Source organism: Actinacidiphila acidipaludis (genome assembly GCF_019890725.1).
Lineage (GTDB): Bacteria > Actinomycetota > Actinomycetes > Streptomycetales > Streptomycetaceae > Actinacidiphila > Actinacidiphila acidipaludis.
The window spans coordinates 293,549-311,314 of record NZ_JAINZZ010000003.1; the positions used below are offsets into that span (position 1 = coordinate 293,549).

At 73.7% G+C, this 17,766-nt stretch carries 13 protein-coding genes; 4 read left to right on the top strand and 9 right to left on the bottom strand.

Annotated features, from left to right (window positions below; all coding sequences use genetic code 11):
* Positions 1–85: 85 nt before the first annotated feature.
* Positions 86–1,543 (bottom strand): LCP family protein, encoded by a 1,458-nt coding sequence (locus tag K7862_RS04565; protein WP_372461496.1) that lies wholly within the window; start codon positions 1,541–1,543, stop codon positions 86–88.
* A 485-nt stretch (positions 1,544–2,028) separates the two neighbouring features.
* On the opposite strand from K7862_RS04565, the gene K7862_RS04570 reads away from it, so the two are divergent.
* Positions 2,029–3,102: a glycosyltransferase family 2 protein gene (locus tag K7862_RS04570; RefSeq protein ID WP_222960815.1), complete on the top strand. Its 1,074-nt coding sequence runs from the start codon at positions 2,029–2,031 to the stop codon at positions 3,100–3,102.
* A gap of 109 nt (positions 3,103–3,211) precedes the next feature.
* Here the strand turns inward: K7862_RS04570 and K7862_RS04575 are convergent, their stop codons facing one another.
* From K7862_RS04575 to K7862_RS04595, 5 genes are all read right to left on the bottom strand, one after another.
* The gene (locus tag K7862_RS04575; RefSeq protein ID WP_262412629.1) at positions 3,212–4,975 is read right to left on the bottom strand and encodes an LCP family protein; all 1,764 of its coding nucleotides are present in this window, start codon (positions 4,973–4,975) and stop codon (positions 3,212–3,214) included.
* A 141-nt stretch (positions 4,976–5,116) separates the two neighbouring features.
* Complete coding sequence (locus K7862_RS04580) at positions 5,117–6,877, bottom strand: LCP family protein (RefSeq protein WP_222960818.1); 1,761 nt, start codon at positions 6,875–6,877, stop codon at positions 5,117–5,119.
* Positions 6,878–6,919: 42 nt separating this feature from the next.
* Entirely contained in the window at positions 6,920–8,359 is a 1,440-nt protein-coding gene (locus K7862_RS04585) for an LCP family protein (RefSeq protein ID WP_308011837.1), read from the bottom strand.
* 456 nt (positions 8,360–8,815) lie between these two features.
* The gene (locus tag K7862_RS04590; protein ID WP_308011838.1) at positions 8,816–10,108 is read right to left on the bottom strand and encodes an LCP family protein; all 1,293 of its coding nucleotides are present in this window, start codon (positions 10,106–10,108) and stop codon (positions 8,816–8,818) included.
* Positions 10,109–10,307: 199 nt separating this feature from the next.
* On the bottom strand, positions 10,308–11,060 hold the full coding sequence (locus tag K7862_RS04595) for a TIGR03089 family protein (protein WP_222960825.1): 753 nt from the start codon (positions 11,058–11,060) through the stop codon (positions 10,308–10,310).
* 233 nt (positions 11,061–11,293) lie between these two features.
* On the opposite strand from K7862_RS04595, the gene manB reads away from it, so the two are divergent.
* Positions 11,294–12,424 carry a mannose-1-phosphate guanylyltransferase gene (manB, locus tag K7862_RS04600; protein WP_222960827.1) on the top strand — a complete coding sequence of 377 codons (1,131 nt, stop codon included), beginning with the start codon at positions 11,294–11,296 and terminating at the stop codon, positions 12,422–12,424.
* A 238-nt stretch (positions 12,425–12,662) separates the two neighbouring features.
* Positions 12,663–13,520, top strand: a complete 858-nt coding sequence (locus K7862_RS04605; protein ID WP_222960920.1) for a DNA-3-methyladenine glycosylase family protein — start codon at positions 12,663–12,665, stop codon at positions 13,518–13,520.
* Between the two features lie 337 nt (positions 13,521–13,857).
* On the opposite strand, the gene K7862_RS04610 is transcribed toward K7862_RS04605, so the two are convergent.
* Genes K7862_RS04610 through K7862_RS04620 form a run of 3 tightly spaced genes read right to left on the bottom strand, consistent with a single transcriptional unit; the run spans position 13,858 to position 16,697 of the window.
* Positions 13,858–15,180 carry a coenzyme F420-0:L-glutamate ligase gene (locus tag K7862_RS04610; RefSeq protein WP_222960830.1) on the bottom strand — a complete coding sequence of 441 codons (1,323 nt, stop codon included), beginning with the start codon at positions 15,178–15,180 and terminating at the stop codon, positions 13,858–13,860.
* The gene (cofD, locus tag K7862_RS04615; protein WP_222960832.1) at positions 15,177–16,133 is read right to left on the bottom strand and encodes a 2-phospho-L-lactate transferase; all 957 of its coding nucleotides are present in this window, start codon (positions 16,131–16,133) and stop codon (positions 15,177–15,179) included. The genes K7862_RS04610 and cofD overlap by 4 nt, the downstream gene beginning before the upstream one ends.
* Before the next feature lie 39 nt (positions 16,134–16,172).
* Complete coding sequence (locus K7862_RS04620) at positions 16,173–16,697, bottom strand: cysteine dioxygenase (RefSeq protein WP_222960834.1); 525 nt, start codon at positions 16,695–16,697, stop codon at positions 16,173–16,175.
* Between the two features lie 668 nt (positions 16,698–17,365).
* Here K7862_RS04620 and K7862_RS04625 point away from each other — a divergent pair.
* On the top strand, positions 17,366–17,629 hold the full coding sequence (locus K7862_RS04625; protein WP_031519519.1) for a WhiB family transcriptional regulator: 264 nt from the start codon (positions 17,366–17,368) through the stop codon (positions 17,627–17,629).
* The last annotated feature ends 137 nt before the right edge of the window (positions 17,630–17,766 follow it).

The following is a 17,766-nucleotide window of genomic DNA, read 5'->3' on the forward strand; positions in this document are numbered from 1 at the left end:
TGACCCTTCACAGGTCCCGCCCGGGTCCCGCCCGGAATCCGCCCGGGCGCGGCCTCGGAAGGCCCGGGCACGGCCCGCGGCCGCGTCAGGCGCACACCTCCTGGTCCCCGGTGACCGCGGTGCCGGCCGGCTGCGGGCGGGCCTTCGGTGCGACCGGGGTCACCTTCGTGAAGTCCGTGCCCAGCGTGACCTTCATCACCGCGCCCTGACCCGGGGCCGGCTGGAGCCGGGCGCCCGGCAGCGCGGTGGCCAGCGTCCGCGCCGAACGGTCCCAGCGCGGGTCGTACTGGATGATCGTGCGGCCGGTGCGCACCAGCGCGGTGGTGGCCGGGCCCGGCGTCGCGAACCCGGTGGCGTGCAGCGCCTTCTGCGTGGACGCGGCCAGGCCGTTGGTCGCGGTGCCGTTCAGGACCCGCACGCTGATCGTCGCCGGATCGACGTCCACCGGCGTGCCGGCGGCCGGCCGGTGCGGGGCGCTCTTCGGCGGCGGCGGGGCGATCGGCTGGTCGGCGCGGATCGCCGCCCACAGCCGGCCGGCCTTCGCCGGGTCCCACTTCACGGTGGACCCGATCCCGGGCACGGGGTAGTCGAGGACGCTCAGCGGGACCGAGACGAACTCCGAGGAGCCCGGCGAGAAGCCCTTCATGCCCTGGGCGAGCGCGATCAGGTCCGAGGTGCTCAGGCCCTGGTCGACCCGCACCGAGTCCAGCACCGTCGAGGCGACCCGGCTCAGCTCCAGCGGGTTGCTCAGCACCGACCCGCTGGTCATCTTGTGGATCACCTCGGCCAGGAACTTCTGCTGCCGCTGCATCCGGCCCAGGTCCGCCGAGCCGTCCACATGCCGGGACCGCACGTACTGCAGGGCCTGGCCGCCGTCCAGCGTGGTGGTGCCGGCGGGCAGGTCCAGGCCCGTGAAGGAGTCCTTCAGCGGCGTCACCGTGCACACCGGTACTCCGCCGATCACGTCCACGGCCTTCATGAAGCTGGTGAAGTCGACCTCCAGGTAGTGGTCGATGTGCACACCGGTGAGCTGCTCGACGGTGTGCACGGTGAGCTTCGGGCCGCCCAGCGCGTACGCCTGGTTGATCTTCGCCGGATGGGTCCCGGTGACCGCGGTCGGCACGGCCGAGGTCCCGGCGGCCGGGTCCGAGGGGGACGCCGATCCCGGGACGGGCGGCGCCGAACCCGCGGCGCCCGCCGTGGACCGGGACACCCGGGACCCGGGCGAGATCCGCAGCGTCGAGGCGTCGGGCAGCCGTACATAGGTGTCCCGCGGGATGCTCACCACGCTCGCCCGCCGGTGGTCCGCCGACAGGTGCACGAGCATGATCGTGTCCGTGCAGTGGCAGGGCGCGCCGCCCAGGTGGAACTCCCTCTTCTCGTCCGGCGCCAGCCCGTCCCGGCCGTCGGTGCCCACCAGCAGGAAGTTGGTGCCCTTCGTGCCGTGCGGACGCCCCTCCATCCCACCGAAGGCGTCGACCCGGTCGATGGAACCGCTCACGTCGTCGACCACGGCGTGCCCGAGCCCGCTCGCGGTGATCACCAGCAGCGCCAGACCGCCGGCCAGCCGCAGACCCCAGCGCTGGGGACGCCGCTGCCGGGGAGCCGGCCGCGGCGCGGGCCGCCGCGGACCCCGCGGATCGGCGACCCGGCGGCCGCGCGGATCGGCCGGGGGACGGATCCGCGGGTCGGCGGTCTGCCGGCCCCGGGGATCGGCGGTCTGCCGGCCCCGGGGACCCGCCGTCGCCCGCCCTTGCGGGGCCCCGGCCCTGCGGACCCGCGGATCGGCCGGCGCCTGCCCGCGTCCGTCCGCCGGTGGCCTCCCCCGGCCCTCGACGGGCGGTCGCTCGCGGCGCGGTGCGGGCGGGCGGCCGCGGACATCGACGGACGGGGGACGTCGCCGGGTGGGCGGCACGGGCAGGACCTCCGGGGGAGGGGGCACAGAACCCGTTCAGGCTAGGGACAAATAGGACTGTCGGTCTTGACCCCACGCGCTGGGGTCCCTCGTAAGCGGTAACGTTTCCCGTGATGAACGCCGCCACGAATCCCGCGCCCCCGGCCGTCTCCGTGATCATGCCGGTCCTCAACGAGGAGCGTCACCTGCGCAACTCGGTCCGGCACATCCTGGAGCAGGACTACCCGGGCGAACTCGAAGTCGTCATCGCCCTGGGCCCCTCCACGGACCGCACCGACGTCATCGCGGCGGAACTCGTCGCCGAGGACCCGCGGGTGCACACCGTGCCGAACCCCACGGGCCGCACGCCCGCCGCGCTCAACGCGGCGATCAAGGCGTCCCGGCATCCCGTCGTCGTCCGCGTGGACGGCCACGGCATGCTCTCCCCGGACTACATCGCCACCGCGGTCCGGCTCCTGGAGGAGACCGGCGCGGCGAACGTCGGCGGCATCATGCACGCCGAGGGCGAGAACGACTGGGAGCACGCGGTCGCGGCCGCCATGACCGCCAAGATCGGCGTCGGCAACGCGGCGTTCCACACCGGAGGCGCGGCCGCCCCCGCCGACACGGTCTACCTCGGCGTCTTCCGGCGCGAGGTGCTGGAGCAGCAGGGCGGCTACAACGTCGAGTTCGTCCGCGCCCAGGACTGGGAACTCAACTACCGGATACGCGAGGCCGGTCACCTCATCTGGTTCTCGCCCGAACTGCGGGTGTCCTACCGGCCGCGGCCCAGCGTGCGCGCCCTGGCCAAGCAGTACAAGGACTACGGCCGCTGGCGCCGTGTCGTCACCCGCTACCACCGCGGTTCGGTCAACCTCCGCTACCTCGCCGCTCCTGCCGCCCTGGTGGCCAACGCGGCCGGCGTGGTGGTGGGCGCGGCGCTGACGCCGTGGGCGCTGCTGGTCCCGGCCGCGTACCTCGCCGGCATCACGCTCGGCTCCCTCCCGGCCGGCCGCGGTCTGCCGTTCGCCGCCCGGCTGCGCATCCCGCTCGCCCTGGCCACCATGCACATGTGCTGGGGCTACGGCTTCCTGACCAGCCCCCCGTCGCTGGCCCGTCGGGTGATCGCCAGCCGGCGCCCGGCCGTCGTCGGCGATCCGGCGCCGCAGGCACGGGAGACGGCCGCGGAGACGACCGCCGACCGCTGACGACCGCCGACGACCGCGTTCACCCGCACCCGCGAGCACACCGAGCACCGAGCGCCGGGGAGCCCCGACCAGGGCTCCCCGGCGCTTCTGCCCACGGCGGGGATCCGGCTCAGAAGCGGTAGGCCGGCTCGACGTACATGCAGTTCTTCGTGGAGTCCTCGGCGCCGTTCATCGCGTCCGAGTCCGTCGGCACGGAGCCCGCCGTCGGCAGCGTCTTCGCGTAGTCGGTGCCGGCCTTCCAGTCGGCGCCCACCGTCACGGTGATCGCCTGCACGTCGGCGGAGGCCTTGACGCTCTTGGCCGGGAAGCCCAGCGCCTTGGCGACGGACAGCGCGTCCGACTTCCCCTGCGCGCCGCCGCTCGTCGGGTAGACGACCGTGGTGGACGGGCTCGGCGCCTGCTGCTGGACCGAGGCCGCCTTCGCGAAGCCCTTGGCGATCAGGGCCTGGGAGACGTCGGCGGCCCGGTGCCCGGTCGGGACGCCGCCCGCGGTGCCCGCGGTGCCGTTGAGGACGCTGACGGGAATGGTCCCCGGGGCCTCGGCGGGCGGGCCCGCCGGCGTGGTGGGCGTCGGCTTCGCACCGGGCGTCGCCGCCTTGCCGTTGGCGTCCATCGCCACGTCGTTGCGCATCAGCGACCACACTGTGGAGGCGCTGGGCGCCACCACGTAGTGCGCCTGCGGGTCCTTGGGGTCCGCGACGTGCGGCATCGTCAGCATCGTGGTGCGGTCCGGCGGGATGCTCTTGAGCTGCATGCCGAGGTCGTAGAGCTTCTTGGGCGTGCCGATCTCGGAGGACACCTCGAAGGCCTCCATCGCCTTGGTGGCGATGTCGTTGAGCCGGCCCGGGTTGGAGAACAGGTTCTGGCTGCGCAGGTTGCGCAGCAGCGAACTCATGTACATGTGCTGCGCCTTGGAGCGCATCGCGTCACTGCCGAAGGCGTGCCGGGTGCGCAGCCACTGCAGCGCCTGCTGGCCCTTGACGGTGTGGGTGCCCTTGGTCATGTGCAGGTGGGAGCCGCCGGGCTGCGCCTTCGTCGGATGGTCGTCGACGTTCTGCTGCACGCAGACCTGGGCTCCGCCGAGGACGTCGGCCATCTTGACGACACCGGCGAAGTCGATCTTCAGCCAGTGGTCGATGTACAGCCCCCCGGTCAGGTTCTGCACGGTGGCCAGGGTGCAGCCGGCGCCGCCGCGGGCCAGCGACGCGTTGATGATGTCGTTGGTCGCGGGGTAGTCGCGGTGCGTCTTGGGGTCGGTGCACCGGGGTATGTCCACCCGGGTGTCGCGCGGGATGCTGACGAGCGACATGTTGCTGCGGTCCGCCGACAGGTGGGCGATCATGATCACGTCGGCCCGTTCGCCGACGCTGTCCGACGCGCCGCCGAGCTTCTTGTCCTCGGGGTCCGCCCGCGAATCCGAGCCCAGGATCAGGATGTTGAGCGGGGTGTCGCCGTTGGCGTTGGCCTTGGACTTGATGGCGTGCGTGTCACCGCTGACGCGCTGGCCCTTGCGGATCTTGCTCGCCAGGTACTCGTAGTAGCCGAACGCGGCGCCCGCGGTGCCCAGCACGGCGACCGACGTGCCGATCGCCACCCACTTCAGCGCCCGGCGCTTCCCGCTCTTGGCCTTCCGGCGCCCGCGCTGGCCGCCCCTGCGGTGGCCGGGGCCGGTGAGCCCGTCCGGGCCGCCGGGACCGCCGTCGCCGCCGCCCGCCCGGTGCGACCCCGGACGCGGCGACCGCTGCCCGGGGATCCCGGGCGCCTCGGGGGCGTGGGCACGGGCGTCGTCGCGGAACAGCCCGTCGTCCCATCCCAGGTCACCGGGGTTCGGGGCGGTGCCGTAGCCGTCGCCTCCCATCGTCCCGTCGCGCATCGAGTCCTCCCCCTGCTGCGGGCGTTCAGCCCTCTCACCGGCTGTCCGTTCGCAGCCATCCCTGTGTCAGACGGTCGAGAGGCACGCGAAGTTGCATCTCTGGCCCGGACTTCACAGGAACGCCGCGCCCCTCGCCGGAACTCACCCCACGCAGGCGGTGCTGTCGGCGGTCGTCAGGGCGAGGTTCCTCGGCGGCGTGGACGGCAGCGCGATGGGAGTTCCGGGCGCGGTGTAGTCCTTGCCCAGGGTCAGCGTCATGTACGTCAGCGCGGGCACGTTCTTGGCGCCCTCGTGCAGGGCGGACGCGGGCAGGCCCATGATCGCGGCCAGCGACCGCGCCTGGTCGGCCTGGTTGGGCGCGTAGTCCAGCCGCGTGGTGGCCAGGGTCGCGCGCGCGTCGCCGCCGTTGGCCGAGCGGTTGACCCCCTTGTCGTTCTGCAGCCAGAGCAGCACGTCCTGGGAGGCGCCGAAGGAACCGGTGCCGTTGAGCACGGTCACCCGGGTGTTGTGCGGGGTGGCCTTCGGCCCGGTGAGCCGCGGGTCCGGCGCCGCCGGGGGCGCCGACAGGGAGATGTCGCGGGAGATCAGGGAGAACACCTGCTTGGCGGCGGGCGCGTCCAGCGTGACCGCGCCGCCGCTGCTCCCGGAGGCCACCGGCACCGTGGCGAACGTGATGTGCCGCAGGTCCACCTTGCCGATCTCCGCGGCCAGTTCGCCGAGCGCGCGGGTGCTGCCGAGCGCCGGGTCCACGGTCAGCGAACGGGCCGCCGCGTCCGGGAGCGCCTTGGCCGCGGCGCCCCCGGCCCGGGACTGCCGCAGCAGCGCCGCCAGGTAGGCCTGCTGGAGCCGGGCCCGGTCCACCGCGCTGTTGCCGGGCGGGGCACTGCGGGTGGTGAGGAAGGCGGGGGCCTGCGCGGCCGTCAGCCGGTGCTGGCCCGCGGGCAGGTCGAGGTGCGCGGCCGGGTCGGACAGCGGGTCCTTCAGGCACACCTGGACGCCGCCGGCCGCCGTGGTGAGCTGCTGGACCGCCGCCGCGTCCGCGAGGACGACATGGTCGACCTTCACGCCGGTCAGCAGGTCGACCAGGCGCATCGTGCAGGCGGCGCCCCGCCCGTCGACGCCCATGCTCTGCCGGAACGTCGGCGACGCGCCCTTGACGGGCGTGGCCGGGACCACCTTCGCCGTGCCGGTCTGCGGGCCGACCGGGCAGTCGGGGATGGCGGTGACGAGGTCGCCGGGGATGGTCAGCGCGGTGGCGTTGCCGCGGTCGGCGGACAGGTGCAGCAGCACCGCCGAGTCGGCCTGGCCGGCCGCGCCGCCGCTCTGCCCCGCCGTGCCCTGCCCGGTCGTGCCGATCAGCAGCACGTTGAGGGGGCCGCTGGTGGACAGCGTGGCCGCGGCCGCCTGCCCGACGTCGACGGTGTGCACGCCGCTTCCGCCCGAGCCGCGCTGCGCGACGGCGAACCCGACCCCGCCGACGACCAGCGCCAGCCCCAGTGCCCCGGCTCCCAGGACCACGCCCCGGCTGCCGGACGCACGCGTCTTGGGCTTGCGGCGGCCGGAGTTCGGGGCGGCCCTGCGACCTCCGCGCCGGGCCGCGGCCCGGCCGCCGGGGGCGGGCGCCGCGCCGCTGCCGGACGTCGCCGGAGCGGGGCCTGCGGCCGGGCCGCCGGTGAAGGGCTGCTCGGTGAAGGGCGCCTCGGCGAAAGGCGCCTCGGCGAAAGCAGCCTGCGGGGAGGAGGACGCGGCGGTGCCGTCGGCGTGCCCGCCGGACCCCGGCGTGGCGGGGTACCGCTCGGGGGCCGGGGCCGGCGGGTCCATCCGCAACTGGTACTCGCCGGTCACCGGGTCCAGTACCCACTGGTCCGCCGGGTCCACGGCCTCGGGGCCTTGTGTGTCCACGGGCGCTCGGGTCCTCCATGCTTCGGCGTTCTGAACCGCAAGCTACCCCACGCAGGTGGCGCTGTCCGCCTCGGTCTTCTGCAAGCCGCCCGGGAGGGTGGCCGGTGCGTCGATCGGGGTGCCCGCGGCGGTGAAGTCGCCACCGAGTGTGAGGGTCATGGGGGCCGACGTGCCGCTGTCCACGGTGGGGTGCAGCGCGGCGGCGGGCAGGCCCATCATGGCGGCCAGCGTGCGGGCCCGGCCGGCCTGGGCGGAGGTGTAGCGCAGGGTCGTCGTGGCCTGCGGCGCGGGCGCGTTGCCGCCGTTGTCGGCCCGCCCGACGCCCTCGACGTCGTGCAGCCACAGCACCGTGCTCCGCACGGCGCCGTTGATCCCGCTGCCGTTGACCACCGTGACGGCGACATCGGCCGGAGCCGCCTTGGGGCCGCTCAGCCGGGGGTCCGGGGTCCGCTTCGGTGCGGCCTTGGCCGGCCGCCCGATCGGGACGTCGTCGCGCAGGGCCGCCAGCAGCCCCGGCGCCCGCGTGCGGTCGACCACCACCGTCGCGTGCACCTTCTCGTTCGGGTTGTCGACGACGGGCAGCGTGGTGAACGTGATGTGCTTGGGGTCCACCTGGGCGAGATTGCGGGCCAGGCTGCTCAGCTTGCTCACCGAGCCGATGGAACTGTCCACCGTGAGGGCCTTGGTCGCCGTGTCGGCCAGCGTGAACAGCTTGGCCGGACTGGTCAGCGTCCCCTGGGACTTGATCCTGCGGATCAGCGCCCCGAGGAAGTTCTGCTGCAGCTTGATGCGGTCGAGGTCGCTCTGGTCGCGGAGCGCGTGCCGGGTGCGGACGAACTCCAGGGCGGTCTCACCCTCCAGACGGTGCCTGCCGGCGCCGAGGTCCAGATGCGACTTGGGGTCGACCAGGGGGCGTGACAGGCAGACGTCCACACCGCCGACCGCGGTCGACAGCGTCTTCACCGCCTCGAAGTTGACCATCATGAAGTGGTCGATCCGCAGCCCGGTCATCTGCTCCACCAGCCGCATCGTGCAGCCCGGGTCGCGGCCGTCCTGCCCCAGGCTCTCGTTGAACTTGGGCGCGGTCAGCCCCTGGGGGACGCCCGGGATGACCCGGACCGAGCCGTCCTTCTGCTTCGTCGGGCAGGCGGGGATGGCGGTGACGATGTCGCGGGGGATGCTTACCGCCACAGCGTCGGAGCGGTCGGCGGAGACGTGGAAGAGGATCGTGGTGTCCGCGTGGCCGACACTGCCCGCGTCCCCGTACGTGTCGCCCATCCCCTGCCGGCTGTCGGTGCCGATGACCAGGATGTTCATCGGGCCGTCGTGGGTGACGCTCTTGCTGCCGGCGTCGCCGACGTCCACCGTCGTCAGGTTGCCGTTGAGGTGCTCGTAGAGCAGATAGCCCCCGACGCCGGTCGCCGTCAGGATCAACCCGAGGGCGCCCGCGGTCCAGATCAGCGCCTTCTTCCGGCGTGACACCCCGGGCCTGACCTTGCGCCGGCCGCTGCCGCGCCTGCGCGGACCAGGCACCGAGGGCGGCGCCGTCCGGCCCGGGCGCGGCGTGGTCCGGCCGGGCGGCGGCAGCGTTCTGGACCGGGGGGTCGCGGTACCCGCCGGGCCCGGGCCCGCGGTCCGGCTCCGCGCCTGCGCCGGCACTCCCCGGGCCGCCGCCGGCCGCCGTCCGTCCTGCGCGGGGTCCGGCCGCAACTGGTAGGTCCCCGTGCGGGGATCGAGGACCCAGCGGTCCGCGGGGTCCGTGCTCCTACCGCCGTGCGTGTCCAAGGTTCCTCGGGTCCTCCCGTCCGGGATCGTCCGATCGACCACCCTAGCGGCACAGTTGACGGGAGATGTCCGTGTTCGAATGCTCTGCGCCGCGCAGACCAGGACATAGTCCCGCAAGGCGCCGAAGGTTTGAGCTCGGCTTTCAGCAGGTTTTCACTCGTCTTTGCCGCAGATGTCGCGATCGGCCGTCGTTCCGTCGAAGGTCGGCGTGGACGGCGGCGTCGAACCCGCCGAGGGGGAGGCCGTACCCGAGGGGGGACTTGAGGGCGAGCCGGTGGGGGAGTCCGTGGGCGAGGCGGTCGGGGAGACCGTCGGGGACGAGGGCGAACCGGGCGTGCCACCCGACACGTTGACCGGCTGGTCGGCGCGCAGCGCGGCGAACAGCTGGTCGGCGGCGGGCTGGAGGAGCTGGTCGCGGTTGTGATCCGCGGCGTACGGCTCGCGCGGCGCGGTGAGGAAACGTATCGCCCCGGTCGGCGTCTTCTGCAGACTCTGCGCCAGGCCGTACAGCTCGGACAGCGAGTCCAGACCCGGGTCGGCGGTCAGCGACTTGGTGGCCGCGTCGAGCAGCGGGTACAGCTTCACCGGATTCAGCAGCACGCCGTCGCTGCGCACCTTCTTCACCAGCGAGGCCAGGAACGCCTGCTGGCGCTGCATCCGCTCGGTGTCACTGCCGTCGCCCAGGCTGTACCGGGCGCGGACGAACCCCAGCGCCTGCTCGCCGTCGAGCTTCTGCCGGCCGGCGGGCAGGTCGAGGTGCGCCTTCTGGTCGTGCACCGGCGCGGCCAGGCACACCTCGACGCCGTCCACCGCGTCGACCATGTTCTTGAAGCCGGTGAAGTCCACGATCAGATGGTGGTCGACGCGGATGTGCGTCATCTCCTCCACCGTGCGGATGGTGCAGGCCGCGCCCGCCGCCTCGAACGCCCAGTTGAACTGTTCGAGGCGGGGCCGGGTGGTGCTGCCGTCGGGCTTGGTGCACTCCGGGACGTGGACCATGAGGTCCCGCGGGATGCTGACCGCCGTGGCGTTGCCGCGGTCGGCCGACAGGTGCAGCAGGATCGTGGTGTCCGAGCGCTGGGTGCCGCTGTCCTGGCCGTACTTCTCGTTGCCGTTGCCCCGGTTGTCGGAGCCGATGAGCAGGATGTTCTCCGCGGCGGTCGGCGTCTCCGGCGGACGCTGCGACGCCTGCACCTTCAGTTCGGTCTCGGTCACCGTGTCCGTGGTGATGTTGCCGTCGAGGTGGCGGTAGAGGTACCAGATGCCGCCGGCCAGGGCCAGCACCGTCAGGGACGTGCACAGGGCCAGGATCCGCAGCCAGCGGTGACGGCGGCGGGGCGGCGGGCCGGCCGCGGCGGGAGAGTCCGGGAGCGGGGAGTCCGCGGCGGCCGCCGGGGTGCCGGCGGGGGTGGAGTCGCCGTTCGGGGGCTCTGCTGGCGTGGTCACGTCGTGGCCGTCCCTGAGTAGGTCACCGATGCCGGTGCCCACCGGGGTTCCTCCCGGGGATCGGATCCGAATGCCCGACCGGCATTCGTTCAGACTGTCGAGCGGCCCGGTTGGTTGCCTCAGTTCCCTTGTCCGATAGGGGAGTTGCGCAGGTGAGAGACGTGGCGGGGGTGACGGGGGAGCGGCCGGACCGCCGTCGTCAGGCGGTGTGGGTGACCCGCTCGGCTTCCTCGCGCTTGGCCAGGGCCTCGGCCGGGAGCCGGTCGAGATGACGGCACAGCACGACGGAGGCATCGGCGGCCAGTGGTGCCAGCAGGCCGGCGGCCAGACCCTCCCAGCCGTCGTACGGCAGTCCCGACAGCAGCCGCGAGCCGCGCTCCAGGCCGCGCGCGGCGGCGTCAGCGCGGGCCCGGGCGGTCACCTCGGCGCCCGTGAGCGTCTCGCCACCCGGCAGACGCAGGGCGGGCGCGTCCGGACGCGGCGGCTCGTACGCCACGAACCGGTCGCCCTGGCTGGGCACTTCGAGCGCGTAGTCCGCGAACCCGGCCGGCGGCTGCGGGAACCGGCCGCCGAGGGGCCGCAGCGCCAGAGCCACCCGCTCGCCGCCGCAGGCCCGTGCCGCGTCCAGCGTGTCGGGGCCGCTCACCACCAGATCGGCCGCCGCCGGGTCGCCCCCCATCTCGACGACCACTCCGACGGAGAAGCCCGCCAGCACCCACACCGCGGTCTGCCAGTGCGCGGGCAGCAGCAGCGCGAGGCGGTCGCCGGGCTGTGCGCCCAGGTCGTCCTGGAGCAGGTTCGCCGTCTTCGCCACCCAGTTGGCGAAGGTCGCCACCGACAGTTCGACGCGCTCACCGGTCGCATCGTCGTAGAAGGTGATCAGCGGGCGGCCGGGGTCGGCGCGCAGGGCGTCGGAGAGGAGGTCCGCGGGCGTCGGGGAGGTGGCTGTCACGACCGCCAGGCTACCTGGCATGATCGGACCCCCGTCCGGCCCCCGTGCGTCCGCCGTCCGGCCCCCGTCCGTCCGCCGCCAGACCGGCACCCGCACCGCGCCGTCCGGCCGCCGCGCCCGTCCGATGGCGGTACGCCCGGACGGGTCATGGGGTGGGGCGTTCGTGACGGCATGAGTGACGGATCATCAGATAGTGATTCATCAGCTTTGTGGCTTATGTCAAGATCTCCCCCATGCGTGCACCCCGTGAGGCGACGACAGCCCCTTCCCCGACGGCCCCGGCCACCGAAGCCGTCCTTCTCGTCGGCGGCAAGGGCACCCGGCTGCGGCCGCTGACCGTCCACACCCCCAAGCCGATGGTCCCCGCGGCGGGCGTGCCGTTCCTCACCCACCAGCTGGCACGCGCCCGGGCCGCCGGCATCGAGCACATCGTGCTCGCCACGTCCTACCTCGCCGAGGTCTTCGAACCGTACTTCGGCGACGGCTCCGCGCTCGGTCTGCACCTGGAGTACGTCACCGAGACCGACCCGCTCGGCACCGGCGGCGCCATCCGCAACGCCGCCCACCGGCTGCACTCCGCCCCGGGCGACCCCGTGCTGGTCTTCAACGGCGACATCCTGACCGGGCTGGACATCCGCGCTCTCGTGGCCACGCACCGCGGCGCCGGCGCCGACGTCTCCCTGCACCTGACCCGGGTCCCGGACCCGCGGGCCTTCGGGCTGGTGCCCACCGACGCCGACGGCCGCGTCACCGCCTTCCTGGAGAAGCCGCAGGCGCCCGAGGAGATCGTCACCGACCAGATCAACGCCGGCGCCTACGTCTTCACCCGGTCCGTCATCGACGCCATCCCCGCCGGGCGGCCGGTCTCCGTGGAGCGCGAGACGTTCCCCGACCTGCTCGCGGCGGGCGCGCACCTGCAGGGGATGGTCGACTCCACCTACTGGCTGGACCTGGGCACCCCGCAGGCGTTCGTCCGCGGCTCCGCCGACCTCGTCCTGGGACGGGCGCCCTCGCCCGCGGTGCCCGGCCGCTGCGGTGAACGGCTCGTGCTGCCCGGCGCCGACGTCGCCGAGGACGCCAAGCTCTCCGGCGGCACCTCGGTCGCCGCCCGCGCCGTCATCGGTGCCGGCGCCCGAGTCGACGGCAGCGCGATCCTGCCCGGCGCGTGGATCGAGCCGGGGGCCGTGGTCAAGAACTCCCTGGTCGGCGCGGGCGCCCGGGTCGGCAGCCGAACGATCCTGGACGGCGTGGTCGTCGGCGACGGCGCCCACGTCGGCCCCGACAACGAACTGCGCGACGGCGTCCGCGTGTGGTGCGGGGCGCGGATCGAGCAGGGGGCGATCCGCTTCTCGTCCGACATGTAGTGCCGGCGGCGCGGCCGCGCCGCCGGGGGACGGGGGCGGGCCCGGATCGGCCGAGGCCGACGCGGCAAGGGGTTCCGGGCGGGACGGGTCGGTGGACGCCGGTTTCGGGGCCGGGCTGTCGGAGGGGACGAGTACGCTCGGCTGCGTGCCAGCCATCCCCGCCAGCCGCGCCGGTGGTACGTCCACCGCCACGCGTCGGTGGGTGCCGTCCGGGCCGCTCGACGTCCGCCGCACCGTCATGCCGCTGCGCCGCGGCGGGACCGACCCGGCGTTCCGCATCACCCCCGACGGCGCGGTGTGGCGTGCCAGCCGCACCCCCGCCGGCCCGGCCACGCTCCGCATCACCGGCAGCCCCGCCGCACTGGAGGGCCACGCGTGGGGGCCCGGCGCGGACTGGCTGCTCGACGCGATGCCCGGCATGCTCGGCGCCCACGACGACCCTTCGGCCTTCGCCCCGCGCCACCGCGTCGTCCACGCGTCGCACCGCCGCAACCCCGGGCTGCGGCTCACCCGCACCGGTCTGGTCCTGGAAGCGCTCATCCCGGCCGTCCTGGAGCAGAAGGTCACCACCATCGAGGCCTACCGGGCGTGGAAGCTGCTGCTCTTCCAGCACGGCGAGCCGGCGCCGGGCCCCGCGCCCGCCGACCGGATGCGCGTCATGCCCGACGCCCGCGGCTGGGCCCGTGTGCCCTCGTGGGACTGGCACTGCGCGGGCGTCGACAACAAGCGCGCGTCCACCGTGATGCGGGCCGTCCGCCTCGGCGCCCGGATCGACGCGCTGGCCGCGCTGGAACCGGCCGAGGCGTCGCGCCGCCTCCAGTCGGTCCCCGGGATCGGGCCGTGGACGGCGGCGGAGACGGTGCAGCGCAGTCACGGCGCGGCCGACGAGGTGACGGTCGGCGACCTGCACCTGCCGCATCACATCGGTTTCGCGCTCACGGGGGAGCGGCGGTCGGACGACGAGACGATGCTGGCGCTGCTGGAGCCGTACGCCGGGCAGCGGCATCGGGCTGCCCGTCTGATCGTGCTGGGGGCGCCCAGTCCGCCTCGGCGGGGGCCGCGGCTCGCCCCCAATCCGCCGAGCTGGCGGTCCTGAGGCACGTTGGGCCCGTGCGTGTGGGGTGCCCCTGTCCATAGGCTCGGGCAGCCCGGGCCCGGCTTGTTTTCCCACCCACCCACCCGCCCGTGACCGTCGTCCGTCAGGTGTGGGTCACTTGTTCATGGGTCGGTGCCAGTCCGGGAGTGCCCCCGCAGGAACTGTGCACCCGCCCGCGTCGAGGAGTGGACGAACGCGGCACGCACAGTTCCGAGGAGGTGCTCCCGGACTGGCCCCGACCCACCCACCAGAGACCCGAGCCTGACGTAAGGGAGCAACGGGTGGGCGGGTGGGTGAAAAAAGCCCTAGGCAGGGCTGCCCGAGCCGATGGACAGGCTCAACGCACCGCCAGGAACGCCTCAGGACCCCGCCCCACCCGCGCCGGAGGCGAACCCGCGGGACGGCCGACGGCCACCGCCCCCATGGGATCCCAGTCCGACGGCAGATCCAGAACCTCCCGCACCACGTCGCGGCAGAACATCGTCGAGGACACCCAGGCGGAGCCGAGCTGCTCGCCGGCCAGCGCCACGAGGAAGTTCTGCACGCCGGCCCCGGTGGCCACCACGAACATCTCGCGTTCGGCGGCGGCCCGGCGCTCGTCGGGATAGGGGTGGGCGCCGTCGGCGACCAGGCAGGGGACCACGAGGTAGGGGGCGCGGCGCAGCACGTCCCCGCGGCGGAGCCGCTTGGTGACGCTGGACTCGGAGAAGCCGTCGCGGCGCAGGTCCGCCTCCCAGGCGTCCCGCATGGCGTCGAGGAGCCGGGTCCGGACCTCGGGCGTCTCCAGGAGGACGAACCGCCAGGGCGTGGTGTGGTGCGGGGCGGGCGCGGTGACCGCGAGGGCGACGGCCCGGCGCACGGCCGCGGGGTCCACCGGTTCGTCGGTGAACTCGCGGACGGTGCGGCGCAGCGAGACGGCCTCGCGGACCGCCTCGGAGGTGCCGAGCCGGAACATGTCGTCGGCGGCCCGCCGGACCAGCGGGCGGGCTCCGGGGTCGTCGGCGCCGGGGTCGGTGTCGACCGTGCCGGGCAGGCCGCGGACGACGGCCACCGGTACGCCGGAGGCCTTGCCCTTGACGAGGTCGCCGGCGGCGGCGAGTTCGTCGGCGGTCGCGGTGACCGTCACGTTGAGCTCGTTGCCGTGGCTGTCCCGGGCGCCGCGCAGGTCGTCCAGGACGTGTACGCCGGAGGCCCCGACGGCCACGTCGGTCAGGCCGTTGCGCCAGGGGCGGCCGAAGGTGTCGGTGACGACGACGCCCACGCGGACGCCCAGCTCCTGGTGCAGTCCCTCGCGGATGCGCCGCGCCGAGGCGTCCGAGTCCTCGGGGAGCAGCAGGACCGTGCCGGCCGCGGTGTTGGAGGCGTCGACGCCGGCCGCGGCCATCACGAAGCCGTGCCGGGTCTCCACGATCCGGGTGGGGCCGCGGCGGGCGACCAGGCGGACCGCCTCGGCGTCGATGGCCGCCTCGCGGTCCTCGGCGTGCATCACGCGGCCCTCGGCCTTGCTGACGATCTTGGAGGTGACGAGGAGCACGTCGCCGTCGGCCAGGTTCACCCCGGTCGCGGCGATCAGCTTGGCGATGTCGTCGCCGGGCTGCACCTCGCCGATGCCGGGGACGCCGAACACCTCGTAGCGGGCGCCGGACGCGGGGGCGTTCACGCGCGTACCTCCTCGGCCAGGGTGAGCGCCTCGCGGGCCATCCGCGTGGCCGCGGCCAGGTCGCTCATCAGCAGTGGGACGGCCCGGCAGCGGATGCCGGCCTCTTCGACCTCGGCGACCGCGCCCGCGTCCACGGTGTCCACGAGCCAGCCGTCGAGCAGTCCGGAGCCGTAGTGGGCGGCCACCGCGGCGGCGGTGGACTCGACGCCGACCGCGGCCAGCACCTTGTCGGCCATGCCGCGCACGGGGGCGTCCCCGACGATCGGCGACAGGCCCACCACCGGCACCCCGGCCTCGGCGATGGCCTCGCGGATGCCGGGCACGGCGAGGATGGTGCCGATGCTCACCACGGGGTTGGACGGCGGGAAGACGATCACGTCGGCCGCGGCGATCGCCTCCAGCACGCCGGGGGCGGGCTTGGCCGCCTCGGCGCCCACCGGCACCACGGCGTGCGCGGGGACCGCGGCGCGCAGCCGCACCCAGTACTCCTGGAAGTGCACGGCCTTGCGTTCGCCGTCGGTCTCGACCAGCACGTGGGTCTCGACGCGGTCGTCGGACATCGGCAGCAGCCGCACACCGGGCTGCCAGCGGGCGCAGAGCGCCTCGGTGACGGCGCTGAGCGGGTAGCCCGCGCCGATCATCTGGGTGCGCACGATGTGGGTGGCGAAGTCGCGGTCGCCGAGCCCGAACCACTCGGGTCCGACACCGTAGGCGGCCAGTTCCTCCTTGACCGCGAAGGTCTCGTCGGCCCGGCCCCAGCCCTGCTCCTCGTGGACGCCGCCGCCCAGGGTGTACATGACGGTGTCGAGGTCGGGGCAGACCTTGAGCCCGAACAGGTGAATGTCGTCACCGGTGTTGCCGACGACGGTGATCTCCGCCTCCGGCGCCGCTGCCTTGAGGCCGCGCAGGAAGCGCGCACCTCCGATACCTCCGGCCAGAACCACGATTCGCATGGGCCCCAGTCTTGCAGCAGCGCCGGCCGTGCGGGCGGGTCACACCCTGCTGGGGGCGCTCGCCGGGCGCCCGGGCGCCGCCGGCGTGCAGGCGTAGGGGGTCATCTCGGTGAGGCCGGGGAAGTAGACGTGCAGGCTGACCGCCGGTTCGAGGGAGTCGTTGACCACCTCGTGGACGTACCCCGGCGCGAACACCCGCTGCGCGCCGGGGGTCAGGGCGCGGCCGGTCTCGCCGCGCGGGGTCAGGGCCCGCTCGCGCAGGCCGCCGTCCAGGACCGTGAGCACGCCGGAGGAGCGGCCGTGGTCGTGCAGTCCGCTGCTCTGGCCGGGCAGCCAGCTCAGCAGCCACACCTCATAGCCGGGTCCGGTCTGCAGGCGGGCGTACCAGCGGGTGGTGGCGTCGTAGCGCACCAGCGGCGCCCAGCGCGCGCGGTCGGCCGCGACGGAGCGGGCGAGTCCGGCGAACTCGGCCACGGTGGCGGGGTGTTGGGGCACCGGGGGGAGCAGGTGGGGCAGCGCGAGCGGGTCACCGGCGATCGCGACGTCGGAGTACGCGGAGTCCATGGGGTGCGTTCCTTGTGATGCGCGTGATGCGGACGGTGCCGGGTCCGGAAGACGGCCCGGGCAGGGATCAGCGGCAGCGACAGGAACAACAACAGCTCGGCGCGAGCGCGACGCAGCAGGACTCGCCCAGGCGAGTCCGGAGGGGTGCGTGCAGCTCGGCGTACATGCGGTCAAGGAGACCGGGATGATGGACCACTTGTCAAACTGATGTCCGCTATGTCCCGCAACTTCACCTGATCCGGTAACCGGCAGTGCTGAAAGGTTTGTGCATGGCATGGTGGGGATAGGTGGTGCGGCATCCGTGCAGATTCCTTGCAGATCCGCATCCGGTCCGGGAGAACGCGCCGCTCCGTGTGACGTTGTACTTCCGTGATCGAAATGTGATCCACAACGCTTCTCGCCGGAGGGCGGAACGCGGCGGCCGGCCGCGGCGTCTGACGGAGTGTGAGCGTGGCTCTGCCGGAGTCGGGTTGACACATGCGGGTTTTTGGGCTGATTTCAACACTTTCTGTCACCTCTTGGTTCAGCGGAGTGAATAACGGGCCCAATAGCAGATCTCCGCTTGACTGGCCCGGATCCACGCACTTGTAATTTCACTCGTGTCGTTTCAGCCGGACAGGGTGACGGCAGGCAACATCACGGGGAAGCACAACAGACGAGGGGCGCGCATGACCGAGCAGTTCCAGTTGCTGCTGGCCGAGGAGGCCGACGAGGAACTCGGCTGGCAGGAGCGCGCGCTCTGTGCGCAGACCGACCCCGAGTCGTTCTTCCCCGAAAAGGGCGGATCCACGCGTGAGGCGAAGAAAGTCTGCCTTGCCTGTGAAGTCCGTTCCGACTGCCTGGAGTACGCGCTCGCCAACGACGAGCGCTTCGGCATCTGGGGCGGCCTGTCCGAGCGCGAGCGCCGCCGCCTGAAGAAGGGTGTCGTCTGACGTCCGCACCGGCCACCGTCTGACGTCCGCACCGTTCACCGGTTGATGTCACCGGTTGACGCGGCCGGCGCTCCCTCCGGCGTCCCGGGGGCCACGCCAGGCGTCCCGAGGTGTCCCGCCGTGCCTTTCCCGTCCGC

Coding starts and splice junctions, on each gene's coding strand:
- cofD (WP_222960832.1), bottom strand. CDS start 16,133: ATGCGAATCGTGGTTCTGGCCGGAGGTATCGGAGGTGCGCGCTTCCTG.
- K7862_RS04570 (WP_222960815.1), top strand. CDS start 2,029: ATGAACGCCGCCACGAATCCCGCGCCCCCGGCCGTCTCCGTGATCATG.
- K7862_RS04625 (WP_031519519.1), top strand. CDS start 17,366: ATGACCGAGCAGTTCCAGTTGCTGCTGGCCGAGGAGGCCGACGAGGAA.
- K7862_RS04620 (WP_222960834.1), bottom strand. CDS start 16,697: ATGGACTCCGCGTACTCCGACGTCGCGATCGCCGGTGACCCGCTCGCG.
- K7862_RS04605 (WP_222960920.1), top strand. CDS start 12,663: ATGCCGCTGCGCCGCGGCGGGACCGACCCGGCGTTCCGCATCACCCCC.
- manB (WP_222960827.1), top strand. CDS start 11,294: ATGCGTGCACCCCGTGAGGCGACGACAGCCCCTTCCCCGACGGCCCCG.
- K7862_RS04575 (WP_262412629.1), bottom strand. CDS start 4,975: ATGCGCGACGGGACGATGGGAGGCGACGGCTACGGCACCGCCCCGAAC.